We start from the raw sequence: 14671 nt of genomic DNA on the forward strand, positions 1-14671 counted from the left end.
CACCTGGCTCCCGCTGCCCGACGACGCACGCGCCGACCGCCTGACCGCCACCCTCGCGCGCCGGCACATCTCGGTCACCACGGCGGAGCCGTTCAACCCGGCCAACGCGCGCTAGCCACCGGCACCGGCGGCGGGGATCAGACGGCCCGTTGCGGTGGATGCGGGGTCGCCTTCAGGCGGGCTTCCACCCCGAGGGCCGGGAGGGCCGTCGTGGTGCGGGCGTGGGTGAGGACCGGGCCCGCCAGCGCGGCGAGGACGTCCGCCGGGACGGCGTGGGGTTCCAGTTCCAGCGCCACCCGCAGGGTCGGGGCACCGCGCCGCCCCCGCAGCGCGACCCGGCAGTCGGCGACCCCGCCCACCGCCGCCGCCTCGGCCGCCACCGCCTCCTCCAGCGCGCGGCCCCGCAGCAGCGCGAAGCCGCCGTCGCCGGTGTCCACCGCCAACACCGCGAGCCGTGGGCGCCGCAGCTGCGCCGCCAGCCACCACAGCGCCAGCAGCACGCACGCCGCGAGGGCGGCGGACACCGCCCACCACCACCCGCCGTCCAGGCTCCGGCGCCCCCGCAGCAGCGGGGCGTGGCGCCCGGTGAGGAGCGCGAGGCCGGCCGCCAGCAGGACCAGGCCGCCGAGCGCCAGCACCGCCCGGTTGACGGCCCCCAGCACGCCGCTCACCGCCTGAGCCTGATCCGGGTCCGCGGCGGGTGCGCGAGGCCCAGCTCCCCGATGCCGACGGCGAGCACCTGGTCCAGGTCGGCCCGTACGTCGTCCAGTTCGCGGAAGTGCGAGGTGGCCCGGACCCCGACCCGGGTGCGGCCCACCCTGACCCGCACCGAGCGGACCCCGGCGACCTCCATGGCCCGGTCCCGCAGCACCAGCGCGGCGGCCCGGCGGCCGATGCCCGCCCGCACCCCCGACTCCGTCCGCATCGGCAGCACCCCGCGCAGCCCGGGGGTCAGCGCCAGCAGCAGGAGGCCCGCTCCGGCCAAAACCAGCAGCGCGCCGGCCGGGGTGTACCGCTCCAGCAGGGCGCCGAGTTCGCGCCGCCAGCGCATGCCGGGCCGGTGTGCGCGTACCGCGGCCAGGTCGTAGAGGAAGAGCCCCGCCACCGCGAGCACCACCAGCGCGGTGATCGCGGCCGGTACCCGGCGCGGGGACCGGAACCGGTGCGGCGCGTTCACCGCAGCCTCCGGTCCCGGCCGGCGGCGCCGGGACGGGTGCGGGTGGAGTGCAGGTGCTCGATGTCGATGTCGACCTCGGGCACGGCCATCGCCGTGCACTGCTCGACGCGCCGGACGACCTGCGCGCGTACGGCGGCGCACTGGGCGGCGAGGTCGCAGGGGTAGTCGAGCTCCAGGCTCACCCGGACCCGTGCGATGTCGTGGTGGACGGTGACGGTGGCGTGCGGGACGGCTCCGGGCAGGACGTCGAGGGCCTCCCGGGCGGCCTGGGCCGCGATCTTGGCGACGACCCGGTCGGAGATCTGCAGGGCACCCCGCTCGGCGGGCGGCACCTTCGGCGGCAGGGGGCGCGGCGTGCCCATCGGCGGCCTCACCCGCGCCGGTCGCCGCGATCGCGGCCGCGGGACCGGAACAGGTCGCCCGGGTCGAGGTCGCCGTCGAGGCAGCGGCCGACGAGGAAGCCGATGGCGCCGAGTGCCGCCACCAGCAGGAAGGCCCCGAAGCCGCCGAACCATCCGGCGAACGCCAGGGCGATGCCGGCGAACAGGCCGGCGACCGCCATGCTCATGACCTGGCTCCTCTCCGCTGCCGCGGGCCGCTACCGGAGCCGGGAGTCCGGTTCCTCGTCGGGCTCGTCGCGTTCGTCCGGTTCGTCGGGCAGTTTGACGTCGCTGACGGCGATGTTGACCTCGACGACCTCCAGGCCGGTCATCCGCTCGACCGCCGCGATGACGTTCTCCCGGACCGCCCGGGCGACCTCGCGGATCTCGACGCCGTAGTCGACGACGATCTCCAGGTCGAGGGCGGTCTGCACCTCCCCGACCTCCGCCTTGACCCCTCGGGCGGCCGCGGACTTCGCCCCGCCGGGGGCGCGGCCGCGGACGGCCCCGAAGGTGCGGGAGAGCCCGGTGCCGCTGCCCATGGCGTGGACGCCGGGTACCTCCCGGGCGGCCAGCCCGGCGATCTTCTCCACCACCCCGTCGGCGATGGTGGTGCGGCCGCGGTCTGCGGGGGCCCTGGCGGAGCCCCCCGGGGCGGATTCGGTCATCGGACGTCCTTGGGGAAGGGGAGGTCTCCCGACCACGGTAAGCGCGTACGGGCGCGGGCGCCCCGGGGACTGGGCCGGACGGCCGGAGGGCCGGAGGGCCGCATCGGTGTCCCCGTTCCGGCCCTCCGGACGTGCGTGCGTGCGCGGGGTCTCAGTCGGAGAGGCCCGCGAGGTCGCGCAGCCGGCGGGCCTGGGCGGCGCGCTCGGCGGTGCGCTGGTCGTCGTACGCACGGGAGGGGGCCGCGGCCAGCAGCGCCTTGGTCTCGATGACGGCGTCGCGGGGCGGGGCCAGCAGGGCGGTGGTGAGGTCCTGGACGGCGGCCTCCAGTTCGGCGGCCGGGACGACCAGGTTGGCCAGGCCGACCCGTTCGGCCTCCTCGGCGTGCACGAAGCGGCCCGTGGCGCAGATCTCCAGCGCGCGGGCGTAGCCGACCAGGGCGGTCAGCGGCTGGGTGCCGGCCAGGTCGGGGACCAGGCCCAGGCTGGTCTCGCGCATGGCGAACTGCACGTCGTCCGCGACGACGCGCAGGTCGCAGGCGAGCGCGAGCTGGAAGCCGGCGCCGATCGCGTGCCCCTGTACGGCGGCGATGGAGACGATGTCATTGCGTCGCCACCAGGTGAAGGCCTCCTGGTACTCGGCGATGGTGGAGTCGAGCAGTTCGTCGGAACCGCGCGCCAGATCGAGGAAGGACGGCTCGCCCTCGAAACCCTCGGGGGTGAACGCCTGCCGGTCGAGCCCGGCGGAGAAGGACTTGCCCTCGCCGCGCAGTACGACGACCCGGACGGTACCGGGCAGCGACCGTCCGGCCTCCGCCAACGCCCGCCAGAGCGCGGGGGATTGGGCGTTTCGCTTGGCCGGATTGGTCAGTGTCACCGTGGCGACCGTGTCGTCGATGGTGAGCCGTACGCCATCCTTGTCGAGCAGAGCCATCTGGTGCCTCCGGTGTGCAGTCGCGGCCGTGTGCCCGGCCTAAGTGACTGCACAGTAACCACCCAGCCGACCGCGGGGCCGACCGGGGGTCACCGAAAGGTACCGTGCGTGGATCGGGACGAAACCGACAGCATGGATCAGACAGCGTGAAAGAGAACGGAGCTGTCGGGCGGTCTCCGGCACCGGCCCCGGCCTGACGGCCAGGGTCAGGCCGCGGCCGCCTTCTTGCCGCGTGTCGCGCCACCGCGACCACGCAGCGTGACTCCGGACTCGCTGAGCATCCGGTGGACGAATCCGTAGGACCGGCCGGTCTCTTCGGCCAGCGCCCGGATACTCGCACCGGAGTCGTACTTCTTCTTCAGGTCTGCCGCGAGCTTGTCGCGCGCGGCGCCGGTCACCCGGCTGCCCTTCTTCAGAGTCTCGGCCACCCGTGCCTCCTCGTGGGAAGTGCGCTCTGGACTTCTCATGATCACCCCTCCCCGGCTTCCTGGCCACCCATTCAGCAAGGTCGGTGCGACGGCATTTCCCGGTCCGTGGACACCCGAGCAGAACGGAATCTTCTCTTCCGCCGCATGACCTCCGTCACATTTCTCCGGTGCCGGAAGGAATCACCAGGTCAGGGGCCGGAAGCGGAAAACGGCCGGCCCCGGACGCGCGTCCGGGAGGACGCGGCCGGGGCCGATGTACAGGGCGCGGCGGTACGAGACCGTCTCACTCAGATGATGGATCACGTCTGAGCCGAATGATCCATAAGGAACTGGATCAACCCCGCGGGGCCGTCGGGGGGCCGTCGGGCGGGGCCGCCCGGCGCCGGTCAGGCGAGGGCGACCAGGTCCCGGTAGTCCGGGCCCCACAGGTCCTCGACCCCGTCCGGGAGCAGGATGATCCGCTCCGGCTCCAGGGCCTCCACGGCGCCCTCGTCGTGCGTGACGAGGATGACCGCGCCCTTGTAGGTGCGCAGCGCGCCCAGGATCTCCTCGCGGCTGGCCGGGTCGAGGTTGTTGGTGGGCTCGTCGAGGAGCAGCACGTTCGCCGAGGAGACGACCAGGGTGGCCAGGGCCAGACGGGTCTTCTCGCCGCCGGAGAGCACGCCCGCGGGCTTGTCCACGTCGTCGCCGGAGAACAGGAAGGAGCCGAGCGTCTTGCGCACCTCGACGAGGTCCAGGTCGGGGGCGGAGGACCGCATGTTCTCCAGGACCGTGCGGTCCGGGTCGAGCGTCTCGTGCTCCTGGGCGTAGTAGCCCAGCTTGAGGCCGTGACCGGGCACGACGGTGCCGGTGTCGGGCTTCTCGGTGCCCGACAGCAGGCGCAGCAGCGTGGTCTTGCCGGCGCCGTTGAGGCCGAGGATGACGACGCGGGAGCCCTTGTCGATGGCCAGGTCGACGTCGGTGAAGATCTCCAGCGAGCCGTAGGACTTCGACAGGCCCTCGGCGGTCAGCGGGGTCTTGCCGCAGGGCGCCGGCTCCGGGAAGCGGAGCTTGGCGACCTTGTCGGACGCGCGGACGGCCTCCAGGCCGGAGAGCAGCCGTTCGGCGCGCTTGGCCATGTTCTGGGCGGCGACGGTCTTGGTGGCCTTGGCGCGCATCTTGTCGGCCTGCGAGTTCAGCGCCGCGGCCTTCTTCTCGGCGTTCTGGCGCTCGCGCTTGCGGCGCTTCTCGTCGGCCTCGCGCTGCTGCTGGTAGAGCTTCCAGCCCATGTTGTAGACGTCGATCTGGGACCGGTTGGCGTCGAGGTAGAAGACCTTGTTGACCACGGTCTCGACGAGGTCGACGTCGTGGGAGATCACGATGAAGCCGCCGCGGTAGTTCTTCAGGTAGTCGCGCAGCCAGACGATCGAGTCGGCGTCGAGGTGGTTGGTGGGCTCGTCGAGGAGCAGGGTGTCGGCGTCCGAGAAGAGGATCCGGGCGAGCTCGACGCGGCGGCGCTGGCCGCCGGAGAGGGTGTGCAGGGGCTGGCCGAGGACCCGGTCGGGGAGGCTGAGGGCGGCCGAGATGGTCGCGGCCTCGGACTCGGCGGCGTAGCCGCCCTTGGTCAGGAACTCGGTCTCCTGGCGCTCGTACTGCTTGAGGGCCTTGTCGCGGGTGGCGCCGGAGCCGGTGGCGATGCGCTCCTCGTTGGCGCGCATCTTCTTGATCAGTACGTCGAGCCCGCGCGCGGAGAGGATCCGGTCGCGGGCGAGCACGTCGAGGTCGCCGGTGCGCGGGTCCTGCGGGAGGTAGCCGACCTCACCGGAGCGGGTGATGGTGCCGCCGGCGGGCTGGCCCTCGCCCGCGAGGCACTTGGTGAGGGTGGTCTTGCCCGCTCCGTTGCGGCCGACGAGCCCGATGCGGTCGCCCTTGGCGACACGGAAGGACGCGTTCTCGATGAGGATGCGGGCGCCGGCGCGCAGCTCGATGCCGGTGGCGGTGATCACGGAAATACTCCAGGGCGGTGGGGACGGCGGAAGTGGGGGCAGGACGCGCGTTGCTTCGACGCCGCTAATCCGCGAGGAGATTTGCCATGGGATTCATTCTACCGGGGGTGCGCAACCACTTTTCTGGACCTCCCGTCCCCCGTTCGGCCCACGGGCCACGCGGGGGCGCCCGGGCACGTATCAGGATGAAGGGGTTGACACTCGCCGCAGGGGCGGCAGGCGGCCCCTGGGGTCTCACCGATACGGGCGGTGCGGGATGCAGTTCGACGACAACGCCAATCTGGACACGTCCGAGGTCAAGGACGTGCGCGGCAGCCGTGTCCCGGGCGGGAGGGCCACGATCGGCGGCGGCATCGTCGGTCTGATCGCGCTGGTGCTGGGGCTGCTCTTCGGGGTGGGCCCGGAGCAGCTGGGCCTGTCGGACGGCAGTCCGGAGCCGGTGGCGACCTCCTCCTCGGCCGCGCAGGTGCAGCAGGCCTGCAAGAGCGGGCGGGACGCGAACACGCGCGAGGACTGCCGGCTGGTCGCGGTGGTCAACAGCACCCAGGACTTCTGGAGGCAGGAGTTCCAGAAGCGCGGCGGCGCCTACCGGCCGGCGTCGACGGTCTTCTTCACCGGCCGGGTGAACACCGCCTGCGGGACGGCCACCTCGGCGGTGGGGCCCTTCTACTGCCCGGGCGACCGGCAGGTCTACCTGGACCTGGGCTTCTTCGACGAGCTGCGGACGAAGTTCGGGGCGAGCGGGGGCCCCTTCGCCCAGGCCTACGTGGTGGCCCACGAGTACGGGCACCACATCCAGAACCTGACCGGGACGCTCCAGCGGGCCCAGGACGGGCGGCAGGGCGCCAACAGCAACGCGGTGAAGGTCGAGCTCCAGGCCGACTGCTACGCGGGGGTGTGGGCGCACAACGCGACGAGGACCCCGGACGAGTCCACGGGGCGGCCGCTGATCACCACCCTCACCGACCAGGACATCCGGGACGGCCTGGACGCGGCGGCGGCGGTCGGCGACGACCGGATCCAGGAGAAGTTCCAGGGGCGGGTCACCCCGGAGTCCTGGACCCACGGCTCGGCCGAGCAGCGCCAGCAGTGGTTCTACCAGGGCTACCGCACGGGCGACATGGCCCAGTGCAACACCTTCCGCTGACTGTCGGCGCCGCCTGCCATGCTGTGACGCGGGTCACTTCGACCACCGTCACGAGAGGGAGTGATCGTCATGGCAGGCGTTCCGTCCATCTACCCCGCGCTGCTCTACCGCGACGCGAGGGCGGCGATCCAGCAGCTCACCGAGGCGTTCGGGTTCACCCAGGTCGCGGTCTACGAGGGCGACGACGGCACGGTGATGCACGCGGAGCTGGCGTACGGCAACGGCGCGGTGATGCTGGGCAGCAAGGGGCGCGGCGGTGCCTTCGACAAGGCCATGGAGGCGGCGGGCCCGGCCGGGGTCTACGTCGTGGTCGACGACGTGGACGCCCATCACCGGCGGGCGGCCGAGCACGGCGTGGAGATCCTGATGGAGCCCACCGACCAGGACTACGGGTCCCGGGACTACATGGCCCGGGACGCCGAGGGCAACGTCTGGAGCTTCGGGACGTACGCGCCGCAGCTGTGACCCCGCGGCGCGTCCGCGCGTACGGCGGCGGTCAGGCGCCGCCGGTGTGGACCTGGAAGGCGGCCCGGCGGACCGCCTTGGCGAGGGCGGGGTCGGGGTGGGCGGCCGCCAGGGCGACCAGCACCTGCACCGTGCGGGGGTGGCCGACCGCGCGGACCTCGTCCAGCAGCCGGGGGACGGTGGTGCGGACGGCGGAGTCGAGGTGCCGGGCGAGCAGGTCGGCCTCGCCGTGGTCGGCGATGGCGGCGGCGGTGTCCACCCACAGCCAGGTCGACTCCTCGGGGGTGAGCACGTCCTGGGCGTCGTCCGGGTCCACCCCGTCGTGCTCGGCGAGCCAGAGCAGGGCGTACGGGCGCAGCGCGGGCTCGCGCAGGGCGGCGCGCACCTCGCGCTCGGCGGGGGCTCCGACCACCCGCAGCGCCTCGAAGGCGAGGCCGCGCAGCAGGGCGTCCTCGCCGCGGGCGGCGTGCAGCAGCTCGCTGACGGCGTGGCCGACGGGCCGGGCGGCGAGCCAGGCCTGGTACTCGGCGCGGGCCGGTCCGGGGGTGAGCCGGGCGCAGCCGTGCAGCATGGCGGCGGCGGACTGCTCGATGTTCCCGGCCGGGCTCTGGGCGGCGACGCAGATCTGCTCCAGCTTCACCCACACGGCCCAGCTGCCCAGGGGGGTGAGGGTGGCCATGGCGGGGCCGAGGGTGACGGCGTCCACGGCGGCGAGTCCGCCCAGGGCCCAGCGCAGCAGCCGGGCGAGCGGCAGCGGCCGGGGTTCGGCGGCGGCGGTGGAGCCGGCGGCGGGCTCGGGGCCGTAGGGGACCTCGCAGCGCTCGTCGCGCAGCTCGGTGACCCGCTGGCCGAGCAGGTCCAGGAGGTCGGGGACGGTCACCGGGCCGGCGGACAGCTGGAGCAGCGACAGCAGCTGCGGCATGGCCTCGACCACTTCGGCGACGGCCGAGGGGGCGATGTCCGCGGGGGCCGGGTGGACGAGCGACCAGGCGTCGAAGAGGGCTACCCAGCCGCGCAGTACGGCGGTGTCGTCGCGGTCCCAGGCGCGCAGCCGCCAGCCGGGGCGGGCGTGTCCGCCGTGCACCTCGACGAGGCCGGAGAGGCGGGCGCGGTCCCAGCCGACCCGGATCTGCCCGTGCGTCAGGCCCAGTTCCGCGGCAGCCCGTTCGACGTCCACGGCGGGCAGTGCGCCCGAGGGCGCCGGGCGGCCGCCGTCGCCCGCGCCGAGGTTCAGCTCGGCCCAGCGGGCCAGCCGTACCGCGTCCGCGAGCGAGGCCCGGGCGCGGTTCGCCAGGTCCGCCGTGGCGGGGGTGCCCGCCGGGGGCCGGGTGGCCGGCCGGGTTCGCCGGTCGGTCACCGCCTTGCGCGCCGTGGCGACGGAGCGCTGGGAGACGAGTCGGAGTCTGGAGTCGCGAGCCAACTGCTCATCAGGCTTTCGGGACGTCACGGAAGCAGTCTCGCCCGTCACTGGCCGAAAGCCCAAACGGAACGGGTCATTTCCACAGGTCACAGGGTGGATGAACCGGGAGGAATCCCCCACTGCGCCCCGTCCGCCACAGGCCCTTCACCCGGGCGCCACATCACACGTCACATGAGGGGAGTGAGGAAGCGTCGCAGCGCCTCCTCGTAGCGCAGCGGGTCGGCGTTCCACATCGCCCCGTGCCCGGCGTCCATCACGGTGTGCAGGGTGACCAGGTCGGGCCGGGCGGCCGCGAGCCGGCGGGAGGGCTCCCAGGGGGCGATCGTGTCGGCGGGCCCGTGGAAGAGCAGGACGGGCACGCGCAGCGCGCCGGGGTCGGCCCCCGGCGGGAGGTGGTCGGCGCGCAGCCCGGCACGGCCCTCGGCGGCCCGGACGGCGAGCGGGAGCAGCGGGGCCGGGGTGCCGCGGGCGGCGGCCAGGGCCCGCAGGGTGGTGTGCCAGTCCATGACGGGCGAGTCCAGCACCAGCCCGGAGACCCGGCCGGCCAGGGCCGAGCGCTCCAGGGCGCGCAGGGCCATGGCGGCCCCGGTGGACCAGCCGTACAGGACCACGCGGCGGGCCCCGTAGCGCACGGCGTAGCGGATGGCGGCGTCCAGGTCCCGCCACTCCGACTCGCCGAGGTGGCCGAGGCCGTCCGGGGGCGCGGGTGCGCCGATGTCGCCCCGGTAGGCGAGGTCGAGCACCGGGAGGCGGTGGCGGTGCAGGAAGGGCATGACCGTCATCGGGTGCTCCCGGCCGGTGCCGAGCCCGTGGACGGTGATCACCCAGGTGCCCCGGGCGCCGGGCAGGAACCAGGCCGGGAGCGGGCCGAGCTCGCCGGGGACGTCCACGTCGGCGTGGTCCAGCCCGAGGGCGGAGCGCGGGTTGCCCCGGTGCACCTGGGGGGTGAGGGCGACCCGGGTGCCGGGGGTCAGCTCGCCGTGGCCGACGGACAGGAGGCGGCGTACGACGGTGTCCGGGTCGTGCGGGACGTCGGTGAGGACGGAGCCGACCACGGCGTGCACCCCGGGCGCCTCCAGCGCGTGGACGCCGGGGCGCAGGGAGGCCAGCGAGCGGGTGAGGACCACCCGGCCGGCTCCGGTGGAGTGCACGCTCAGGCGGGGGCCGCCGGGCAGCGGGCGGCCCGGTTCGGGCCGCAGGGCCGCGTCGGCGGCGTACCGGCCGGCCGCGACCGCGGCCGCTCCGGCGCCGATCAGGGTCGTGGTGACGGCCGCTGCCGTCGCTGTGGCGGTACGCACCGTTCCAGTTTCGGCGCGCGGGGGCGGAGGGGCCACCGGAGCAGATCGCTCCGAACGGAGTGATCTACCTCTCTTCGCGGGGTCCGAGGAGGGGCGCGCACCGGCCCCGGGCCCTGCCCGGAGGGGGCCGTTCACCCTGCTTTGACGTGCAGGAATCGGGATGGCTACGACAGAATCAGGACGAATGACCCGATCGTGTGGCGCGTGGGGACACCGTGCCGCCCGAGTCAGTTCATCTTCCGTTCACCCAGGTTGCCTACGGTCGCCGAGCCACTGACGCCAAACAGAAGCCTGGGTAAATGGAGCACATAACGCTTCTCCTCGGGATCGTGATCATCACCGCTCTCGTGTTCGACTTCACGAACGGTTTCCACGACACAGCCAACGCGATGGCCACCACCATCTCGACCGGCGCCCTCAAGCCCAAGACGGCGGTGGCCATGTCCGCCGTGCTCAACCTCGTCGGCGCGTTCATGTCCGTGGAGGTCGCCAAGACGATCTCCAAGGGCCTGGTCAACGAGGAGGGCATTCAGCCGGAGGTGATCTACGCCGCCCTGGTCGGCGCGATCCTCTGGAACCTCGTCACCTGGCTGGTCGGCCTCCCCTCCAGCTCCTCGCACGCCCTGATGGGCGGCCTGGTCGGTGCGGCCGTCGCCTCCGCCGGCCTCGGCGCCGTCAACGGCGACACGCTCGTCACCAAGGTGCTGCTCCCCGCCGTCGCCGCGCCGATCGTGGCCGGTGTGGCCGCGATGCTGGCCACGAAGGTCACGTACGCGCTGAACGGCAAGATCGGCGAGAAGACCTCGGCCAAGGGCTACAAGGCCGGCCAGATCGCCTCCGCCGGTCTCGTCTCCCTCGCGCACGGCACCAACGACGCGCAGAAGACGATGGGCATCATCACCCTGGCCCTGGTCGCCGGCGGCGCGCTCGCGCCCGGCTCCAACCCGCCGGTCTGGGTCATCGTCTCCGCCGGTCTGGCCATCGCGATGGGCACCTACCTGGGCGGCTGGCGCATCATCCGCACCATGGGCTCCGGCCTGACCGACCTGCAGCCGCAGCAGGGCTTCGCCGCCCAGACCTCGGCCGCCAGCGTCATCCTGGCCTCGTCCAACCTCGGCTTCTCCCTCTCCACCACGCACGCCTGCTCCGGCGCCGTCATGGGTGCGGGCCTGGGCCGCAAGGGCGGCGTGGTCCGCTGGTCCACCGCCACCCGCATGTTCGTCGCGTGGGGCCTGACCCTGCCGGCCGCCGCCCTCGTCGCCTCCGGCGCCGAGCTGGTCATGCGCACCGGTGACATCGGCGTCGTCGCCGTCACCGTCTTCCTGGTCGGCTCCTGCGTCGCCATCTGGCTGATCTCCCGCCGCCAGGTCGTCGACCACACCAACGTCAACGAGGCGGGCACCGCCACCGCCGAGGCCGAGGAGCCCGGCGTGGTCACCACCGCCATGGCCGCCGTCGCGGTCCCGCCGCTCGCGGGCACCACCGCCGCCGTCACCGACGAGGACCTCAAGGCCACCATCCCGGCCGCGACGGCCAACCCGGCCGCCCCGACGACCCCCACGGCCCCGGCCGCGGCGGTCTGACCCCGAGAACGACAGAGGAAACGGCAGTATGAAGATCGACTGGGCAGCACTCGGCTCCGTCTTCGGGGTCAGCCTCTCCGCCACCGTCGCCCTCGTGGCCCTCTTCACCCTGGGCCTGGTGGGCCTCTCCAAGCACGAGACCGCCACCGAGCAGGGCGGGGCCGCGACCCTGGCCCGCAGCGGCGCCTACGCCTGCTTCGCGCTCTGCGCGGCGGCCGTGGCCTACGGGATCTACCTGATCGTCAGCTGACACCGCCGCACCGCGTACGACGGCTCCCTCCGGGATTCCCCGGAGGGAGCTTTCGCGTACCCGCGCCCCTCCTCCGCCGTCCGTCCCACCAGGTCAACGGCAAGTTGACGGGCGTTCGCGGGGCGTGGTGGACTGCCCGAGCCAATACGGCGGCATGGAGAGGAAGTCCGGTGCGAATCCGGCGCGGTCCCGCCACTGTCACCGGGGAGCGCACGCCGCGCGTGCGCCCCGGGAGCCAGGAACTCTCGCCGCCGGACACGTCGAACCAGGGCGCGGACCCTGAGTGAGGACATACCTGCCACCATGCGTGCCGACCGCGTCTTCGCGTACGGCGCCGCGGCGGGGCTGATCGGCGACCGGATCCTCGGGGATCCGCGCCGGGGGCACCCCGTGGCCGCCTTCGGACGAGCCGCCGCCGCCGTCGAGGGCGCCCTGTGGCGCGACGACCGCGCCCGCGGCCTCCTGCACACCCTCGTCTGCGCGGGCGGCGCCGCCGCCGTCGGCGCGCTGGGCGCACGCGCCGTGCGCTCCCGGCCCGCGGCCGCCCGTATCGCCCTGACCGCCGCGGCCACCTGGGCCGTCGTCGGCGGCACCTCCCTCGGCCGGGAGGCCCGCGCCATCGGCGGGGCCCTCGCCGCCGGGGACGCGGAGGTCGCCCGGGAGCGGCTCCCGCACCTGTGCGGGCGCGACCCCCAGGCACTGGACGAGCAGCAGATGGCCCGGGCCGTCGTGGAGTCCGTCGCCGAGAACACCTCCGACGCGGTCGTCGGGGCCCTGGTCTGGGGTGCCGTCGCCGGAGTCCCCGGACTGCTGGCCTTCCGCGCCGTGAACACCCTGGACGCGATGGTCGGCCACAAGTCGCCCCGCTACCTGCGCTACGGCTGGGCCTCCGCCCGCCTCGACGACCTGGCCGGCTGGCCCGGCGCCCGGCTCACGGCCCTCGCCGCCGTGGCCGCCGGCCCCGACCGCCGCGGAGCCGTACGGGCCTGGCGCGCCGACGCCGCCGCCCACCCCAGCCCCAACGCCGGCCCGGTCGAAGCCTCCTTCGCCGGGGCGCTCGGCGTCCGGCTGGGCGGGACCCTGTCCTACGGCGGCCGGATCGAACACCGGGCCGTGCTCAACGGGGAGCGCGGGCGGCCCGTGGAGGTCGCGGACATCGAACGGGCCGTACGGCTGTCGCGACGGGTGACCTGGCTGGCGCTCGGGGCCTGCGTGGCCGTGCGCTCGGCCGCGGCGATGACGAGAAGGGGACGGGCATGAGCGGGACGGGGCGCGGCGGCGGACTGCTGGTCGCCGGTACGACATCGGACGCGGGCAAGAGCGTGGTCACCGCGGGCATCTGCCGCTGGCTGGCCCGGCAGGGCGTGAAGGTGGCCCCGTTCAAGGCCCAGAACATGTCCCTGAACTCGTTCGTGACGCGCGAGGGCGCCGAGATCGGCCGCGCCCAGGCCATGCAGGCCCAGGCCGCCCGGGTCGAGCCGACCGCGCTGATGAACCCGGTCCTGCTCAAGCCCGGCAGCGACCGCAGCAGCCAGGTGGTGCTGCTGGGCAAGCCGGTCGGCGAGATGAGCGCCCGCGGCTACCACGGCGGCCGCCAGGAGCAGCTCCTCGGCATCGTCACGGACTGCCTGGAGCAGCTGCGGGGCACGTATGACGCCGTGATCTGCGAGGGGGCGGGCAGTCCGGCCGAGATCAACCTGCGCCGGACCGACATCGTGAACATGGGCATCGCGCGGGCCGCGCGGTTCCCGGTGGTCGTGGTCGGCGACATCGACCGGGGCGGGGTCTTCGCCTCCTTCTTCGGGACGACGGCCCTGCTGTCGGCGGAGGACCAGTCGCTCATCGCCGGCTACATGGTCAACAAGTTCCGCGGCGACGTGTCCCTGCTGGAGCCGGGCATGGAGATGCTGCGGTCCCTCACCGGGCGGGCGACGTACGGGGTGCTGCCGTTCCAGCACGGGCTGGGCATCGACGAGGAGGACGGCCTGCGGGTCTCCCTGCGGGGCGCGGTACGCGAGTCCGTGGTCGCCCCGCCGGTCGGCGAGGACGTGCTGCGGGTCGCGGTGTGCGCGGTGCCGCTGATGTCGAACTTCACCGACGTCGACGCGCTGGCGGCCGAGCCGGGCGTGATCGTGCGGTTCGTGGACCGGGCCGAGGAACTGGCCGACGCCGACCTGGTCGTCGTACCGGGCACGCGCGGCACGGTGAAGGCGCTGGAGTGGCTCCGCGCGCGGGGCCTCGCCGACGCGCTGGCCCGGCGGGCCGCGGAGGGGCGGCCGGTGCTCGGCATCTGCGGCGGCTTCCAGGCCCTGGGCGAGCACATCGACGACGAGGTCGAGTCGAAGGCCGGCTCGGTGGCGGGGCTGGGGCTGCTGCCGGTGCGGGTGCGGTTCGCGGCGGAGAAGACGCTGGCCCGGCCGGAGGGCACCGCCCTCGGCGAGGAGGTCTCGGGCTACGAGATCCACCACGGGGTGGCCGAGGTGCTGGGCGGCGAACCCTTCCTGGACGGCTGCCGGGTCGGATCGGTGTGGGGCACCCACTGGCACGGCTCGCTGGAGTCGGACGGCTTCCGCCGGGCGTTCCTGCGCGAGGTCGCCGCGGCTGCGGGCCGCCGCTTCGTCCCCGCCCCCGACACCTCGTTCGCCTCCCTGCGGGAGGAACAGCTCGACCTGCTGGGCGACCTGATCGCCGAGCACGCCGACACCGCTGCGCTGCTGCGCCTGATCGAGGGCGGCGCCCCGGCCGGGCTGCCGTTCCTCCCCCCGGGCGCCCCGTGACGGCCCCGGCCCTGCGGGGCTGCGCCCCGGACCCCCGCGCCTCAATCGCCGGCGGGGCTGGAATTTCGCTGCGCGAAATCCAGCCCGCGCGGCGATTGAGCGCACCGGGCGCGGAGCCCCCGGATGCGGGGGCAGGGGGGGTCCGCGTTGCTCAACAGGCGG

At 74.2% G+C, this 14671-nt stretch carries 16 protein-coding genes and 1 riboswitch; of the genes, 6 read left to right on the forward strand and 10 right to left on the reverse strand.

Annotation, left to right across the window (positions count from 1 at the left end):
* Positions 1 to 137: 137 nt before the first annotated feature.
* The 8 genes from ACQKM2_RS39765 to ACQKM2_RS39800 all read right to left on the reverse strand — a co-directional run bounded on the left by ACQKM2_RS39765 (position 138) and on the right by ACQKM2_RS39800 (position 5569).
* A complete protein-coding gene (locus tag ACQKM2_RS39765; protein WP_427718845.1) occupies positions 138 to 671 on the reverse strand; it encodes an alkaline shock response membrane anchor protein AmaP in 534 nt (177 codons plus the stop codon).
* Entirely contained in the window at positions 668 to 1276 is a 609-nt protein-coding gene (locus tag ACQKM2_RS39770; protein ID WP_427718846.1) for a DUF6286 domain-containing protein, read from the reverse strand. Before ACQKM2_RS39770 ends, ACQKM2_RS39765 begins: the two co-directional genes overlap by 4 nt.
* A complete protein-coding gene (locus tag ACQKM2_RS39775) occupies positions 1174 to 1539 on the reverse strand; it encodes a hypothetical protein (RefSeq protein ID WP_427718848.1) in 366 nt (121 codons plus the stop codon). Before ACQKM2_RS39775 ends, ACQKM2_RS39770 begins: the two co-directional genes overlap by 103 nt.
* 8 nt (positions 1540 to 1547) lie before the next feature.
* Positions 1548 to 1745: a hypothetical protein gene (locus tag ACQKM2_RS39780; protein ID WP_427718851.1), complete on the reverse strand. Its 198-nt coding sequence runs from the start codon at positions 1743 to 1745 to the stop codon at positions 1548 to 1550.
* A 30-nt stretch (positions 1746 to 1775) separates the two neighbouring features.
* Positions 1776 to 2225: an Asp23/Gls24 family envelope stress response protein gene (locus ACQKM2_RS39785; protein WP_427718854.1), complete on the reverse strand. Its 450-nt coding sequence runs from the start codon at positions 2223 to 2225 to the stop codon at positions 1776 to 1778.
* Between the two features lie 151 nt (positions 2226 to 2376).
* The gene (locus ACQKM2_RS39790) at positions 2377 to 3156 is read right to left on the reverse strand and encodes an enoyl-CoA hydratase/isomerase family protein (protein ID WP_427718857.1); all 780 of its coding nucleotides are present in this window, start codon (positions 3154 to 3156) and stop codon (positions 2377 to 2379) included.
* A gap of 206 nt (positions 3157 to 3362) precedes the next feature.
* Positions 3363 to 3584, reverse strand: a complete 222-nt coding sequence (locus tag ACQKM2_RS39795) for a helix-turn-helix domain-containing protein (protein ID WP_007263382.1) — start codon at positions 3582 to 3584, stop codon at positions 3363 to 3365.
* 386 nt (positions 3585 to 3970) lie between these two features.
* Entirely contained in the window at positions 3971 to 5569 is a 1599-nt protein-coding gene (locus ACQKM2_RS39800; RefSeq protein ID WP_125818899.1) for an ABC-F family ATP-binding cassette domain-containing protein, read from the reverse strand.
* A gap of 256 nt (positions 5570 to 5825) precedes the next feature.
* On the opposite strand from ACQKM2_RS39800, the gene ypfJ reads away from it, so the two are divergent.
* Positions 5826 to 6716: a KPN_02809 family neutral zinc metallopeptidase gene (gene ypfJ, locus ACQKM2_RS39805; protein WP_427718861.1), complete on the forward strand. Its 891-nt coding sequence runs from the start codon at positions 5826 to 5828 to the stop codon at positions 6714 to 6716.
* A 69-nt stretch (positions 6717 to 6785) separates the two neighbouring features.
* Positions 6786 to 7181: a VOC family protein gene (locus ACQKM2_RS39810; RefSeq protein ID WP_427718863.1), complete on the forward strand. Its 396-nt coding sequence runs from the start codon at positions 6786 to 6788 to the stop codon at positions 7179 to 7181.
* Between the two features lie 31 nt (positions 7182 to 7212).
* On the opposite strand, the gene ACQKM2_RS39815 is transcribed toward ACQKM2_RS39810, so the two are convergent.
* Both ACQKM2_RS39815 and ACQKM2_RS39820 read right to left on the reverse strand, forming a co-directional pair.
* Positions 7213 to 8628, reverse strand: coding sequence for a hypothetical protein (locus tag ACQKM2_RS39815; RefSeq protein ID WP_427718865.1), 1416 nt, complete (start codon positions 8626 to 8628; stop codon positions 7213 to 7215).
* 140 nt (positions 8629 to 8768) lie between these two features.
* Positions 8769 to 9899 (reverse strand): alpha/beta hydrolase family protein, encoded by a 1131-nt coding sequence (locus ACQKM2_RS39820; protein ID WP_427718867.1) that lies wholly within the window; start codon positions 9897 to 9899, stop codon positions 8769 to 8771.
* A gap of 299 nt (positions 9900 to 10198) precedes the next feature.
* Between ACQKM2_RS39820 and ACQKM2_RS39825 the strand changes: the two genes are divergently transcribed.
* The 4 genes from ACQKM2_RS39825 to ACQKM2_RS39840 all read left to right on the forward strand — a co-directional run bounded on the left by ACQKM2_RS39825 (position 10199) and on the right by ACQKM2_RS39840 (position 14509).
* Positions 10199 to 11482, forward strand: coding sequence for an inorganic phosphate transporter (locus ACQKM2_RS39825; protein ID WP_427718870.1), 1284 nt, complete (start codon positions 10199 to 10201; stop codon positions 11480 to 11482).
* 28 nt (positions 11483 to 11510) lie between these two features.
* Entirely contained in the window at positions 11511 to 11732 is a 222-nt protein-coding gene (locus ACQKM2_RS39830; RefSeq protein WP_427718873.1) for a hypothetical protein, read from the forward strand.
* 159 nt (positions 11733 to 11891) lie between these two features.
* Positions 11892 to 11977: riboswitch (cobalamin riboswitch) on the forward strand.
* A gap of 58 nt (positions 11978 to 12035) precedes the next feature.
* Complete coding sequence (locus ACQKM2_RS39835; RefSeq protein ID WP_427718875.1) at positions 12036 to 12992, forward strand: cobalamin biosynthesis protein; 957 nt, start codon at positions 12036 to 12038, stop codon at positions 12990 to 12992.
* A complete protein-coding gene (locus ACQKM2_RS39840) occupies positions 12989 to 14509 on the forward strand; it encodes a cobyric acid synthase (protein WP_427718878.1) in 1521 nt (506 codons plus the stop codon). The genes ACQKM2_RS39835 and ACQKM2_RS39840 overlap by 4 nt, the downstream gene beginning before the upstream one ends.
* Positions 14510 to 14671: the final 162 nt, after the last annotated feature.

Source organism: Streptomyces sp. NPDC004126 (genome assembly GCF_050275515.1).
In the GTDB taxonomy this organism is placed as follows: domain Bacteria; phylum Actinomycetota; class Actinomycetes; order Streptomycetales; family Streptomycetaceae; genus Streptomyces.

What these genes read in the sequence shown, in the direction of transcription:
- ACQKM2_RS39775 (WP_427718848.1), bottom strand. Translation starts at nt 1,539, where the DNA reads ATGGGCACGCCGCGCCCCCTGCCGCCGAAGGTGCCGCCCGCCGAGCGG.
- ACQKM2_RS39785 (WP_427718854.1), bottom strand. Translation starts at nt 2,225, where the DNA reads ATGACCGAATCCGCCCCGGGGGGCTCCGCCAGGGCCCCCGCAGACCGC.
- ACQKM2_RS39825 (WP_427718870.1), top strand. Translation starts at nt 10,199, where the DNA reads ATGGAGCACATAACGCTTCTCCTCGGGATCGTGATCATCACCGCTCTC.
- ACQKM2_RS39835 (WP_427718875.1), top strand. Translation starts at nt 12,036, where the DNA reads ATGCGTGCCGACCGCGTCTTCGCGTACGGCGCCGCGGCGGGGCTGATC.
- ACQKM2_RS39810 (WP_427718863.1), top strand. Translation starts at nt 6,786, where the DNA reads ATGGCAGGCGTTCCGTCCATCTACCCCGCGCTGCTCTACCGCGACGCG.
- ypfJ (WP_427718861.1), top strand. Translation starts at nt 5,826, where the DNA reads ATGCAGTTCGACGACAACGCCAATCTGGACACGTCCGAGGTCAAGGAC.
- ACQKM2_RS39790 (WP_427718857.1), bottom strand. Translation starts at nt 3,156, where the DNA reads ATGGCTCTGCTCGACAAGGATGGCGTACGGCTCACCATCGACGACACG.
- ACQKM2_RS39840 (WP_427718878.1), top strand. Translation starts at nt 12,989, where the DNA reads ATGAGCGGGACGGGGCGCGGCGGCGGACTGCTGGTCGCCGGTACGACA.
- ACQKM2_RS39830 (WP_427718873.1), top strand. Translation starts at nt 11,511, where the DNA reads ATGAAGATCGACTGGGCAGCACTCGGCTCCGTCTTCGGGGTCAGCCTC.
- ACQKM2_RS39780 (WP_427718851.1), bottom strand. Translation starts at nt 1,745, where the DNA reads ATGAGCATGGCGGTCGCCGGCCTGTTCGCCGGCATCGCCCTGGCGTTC.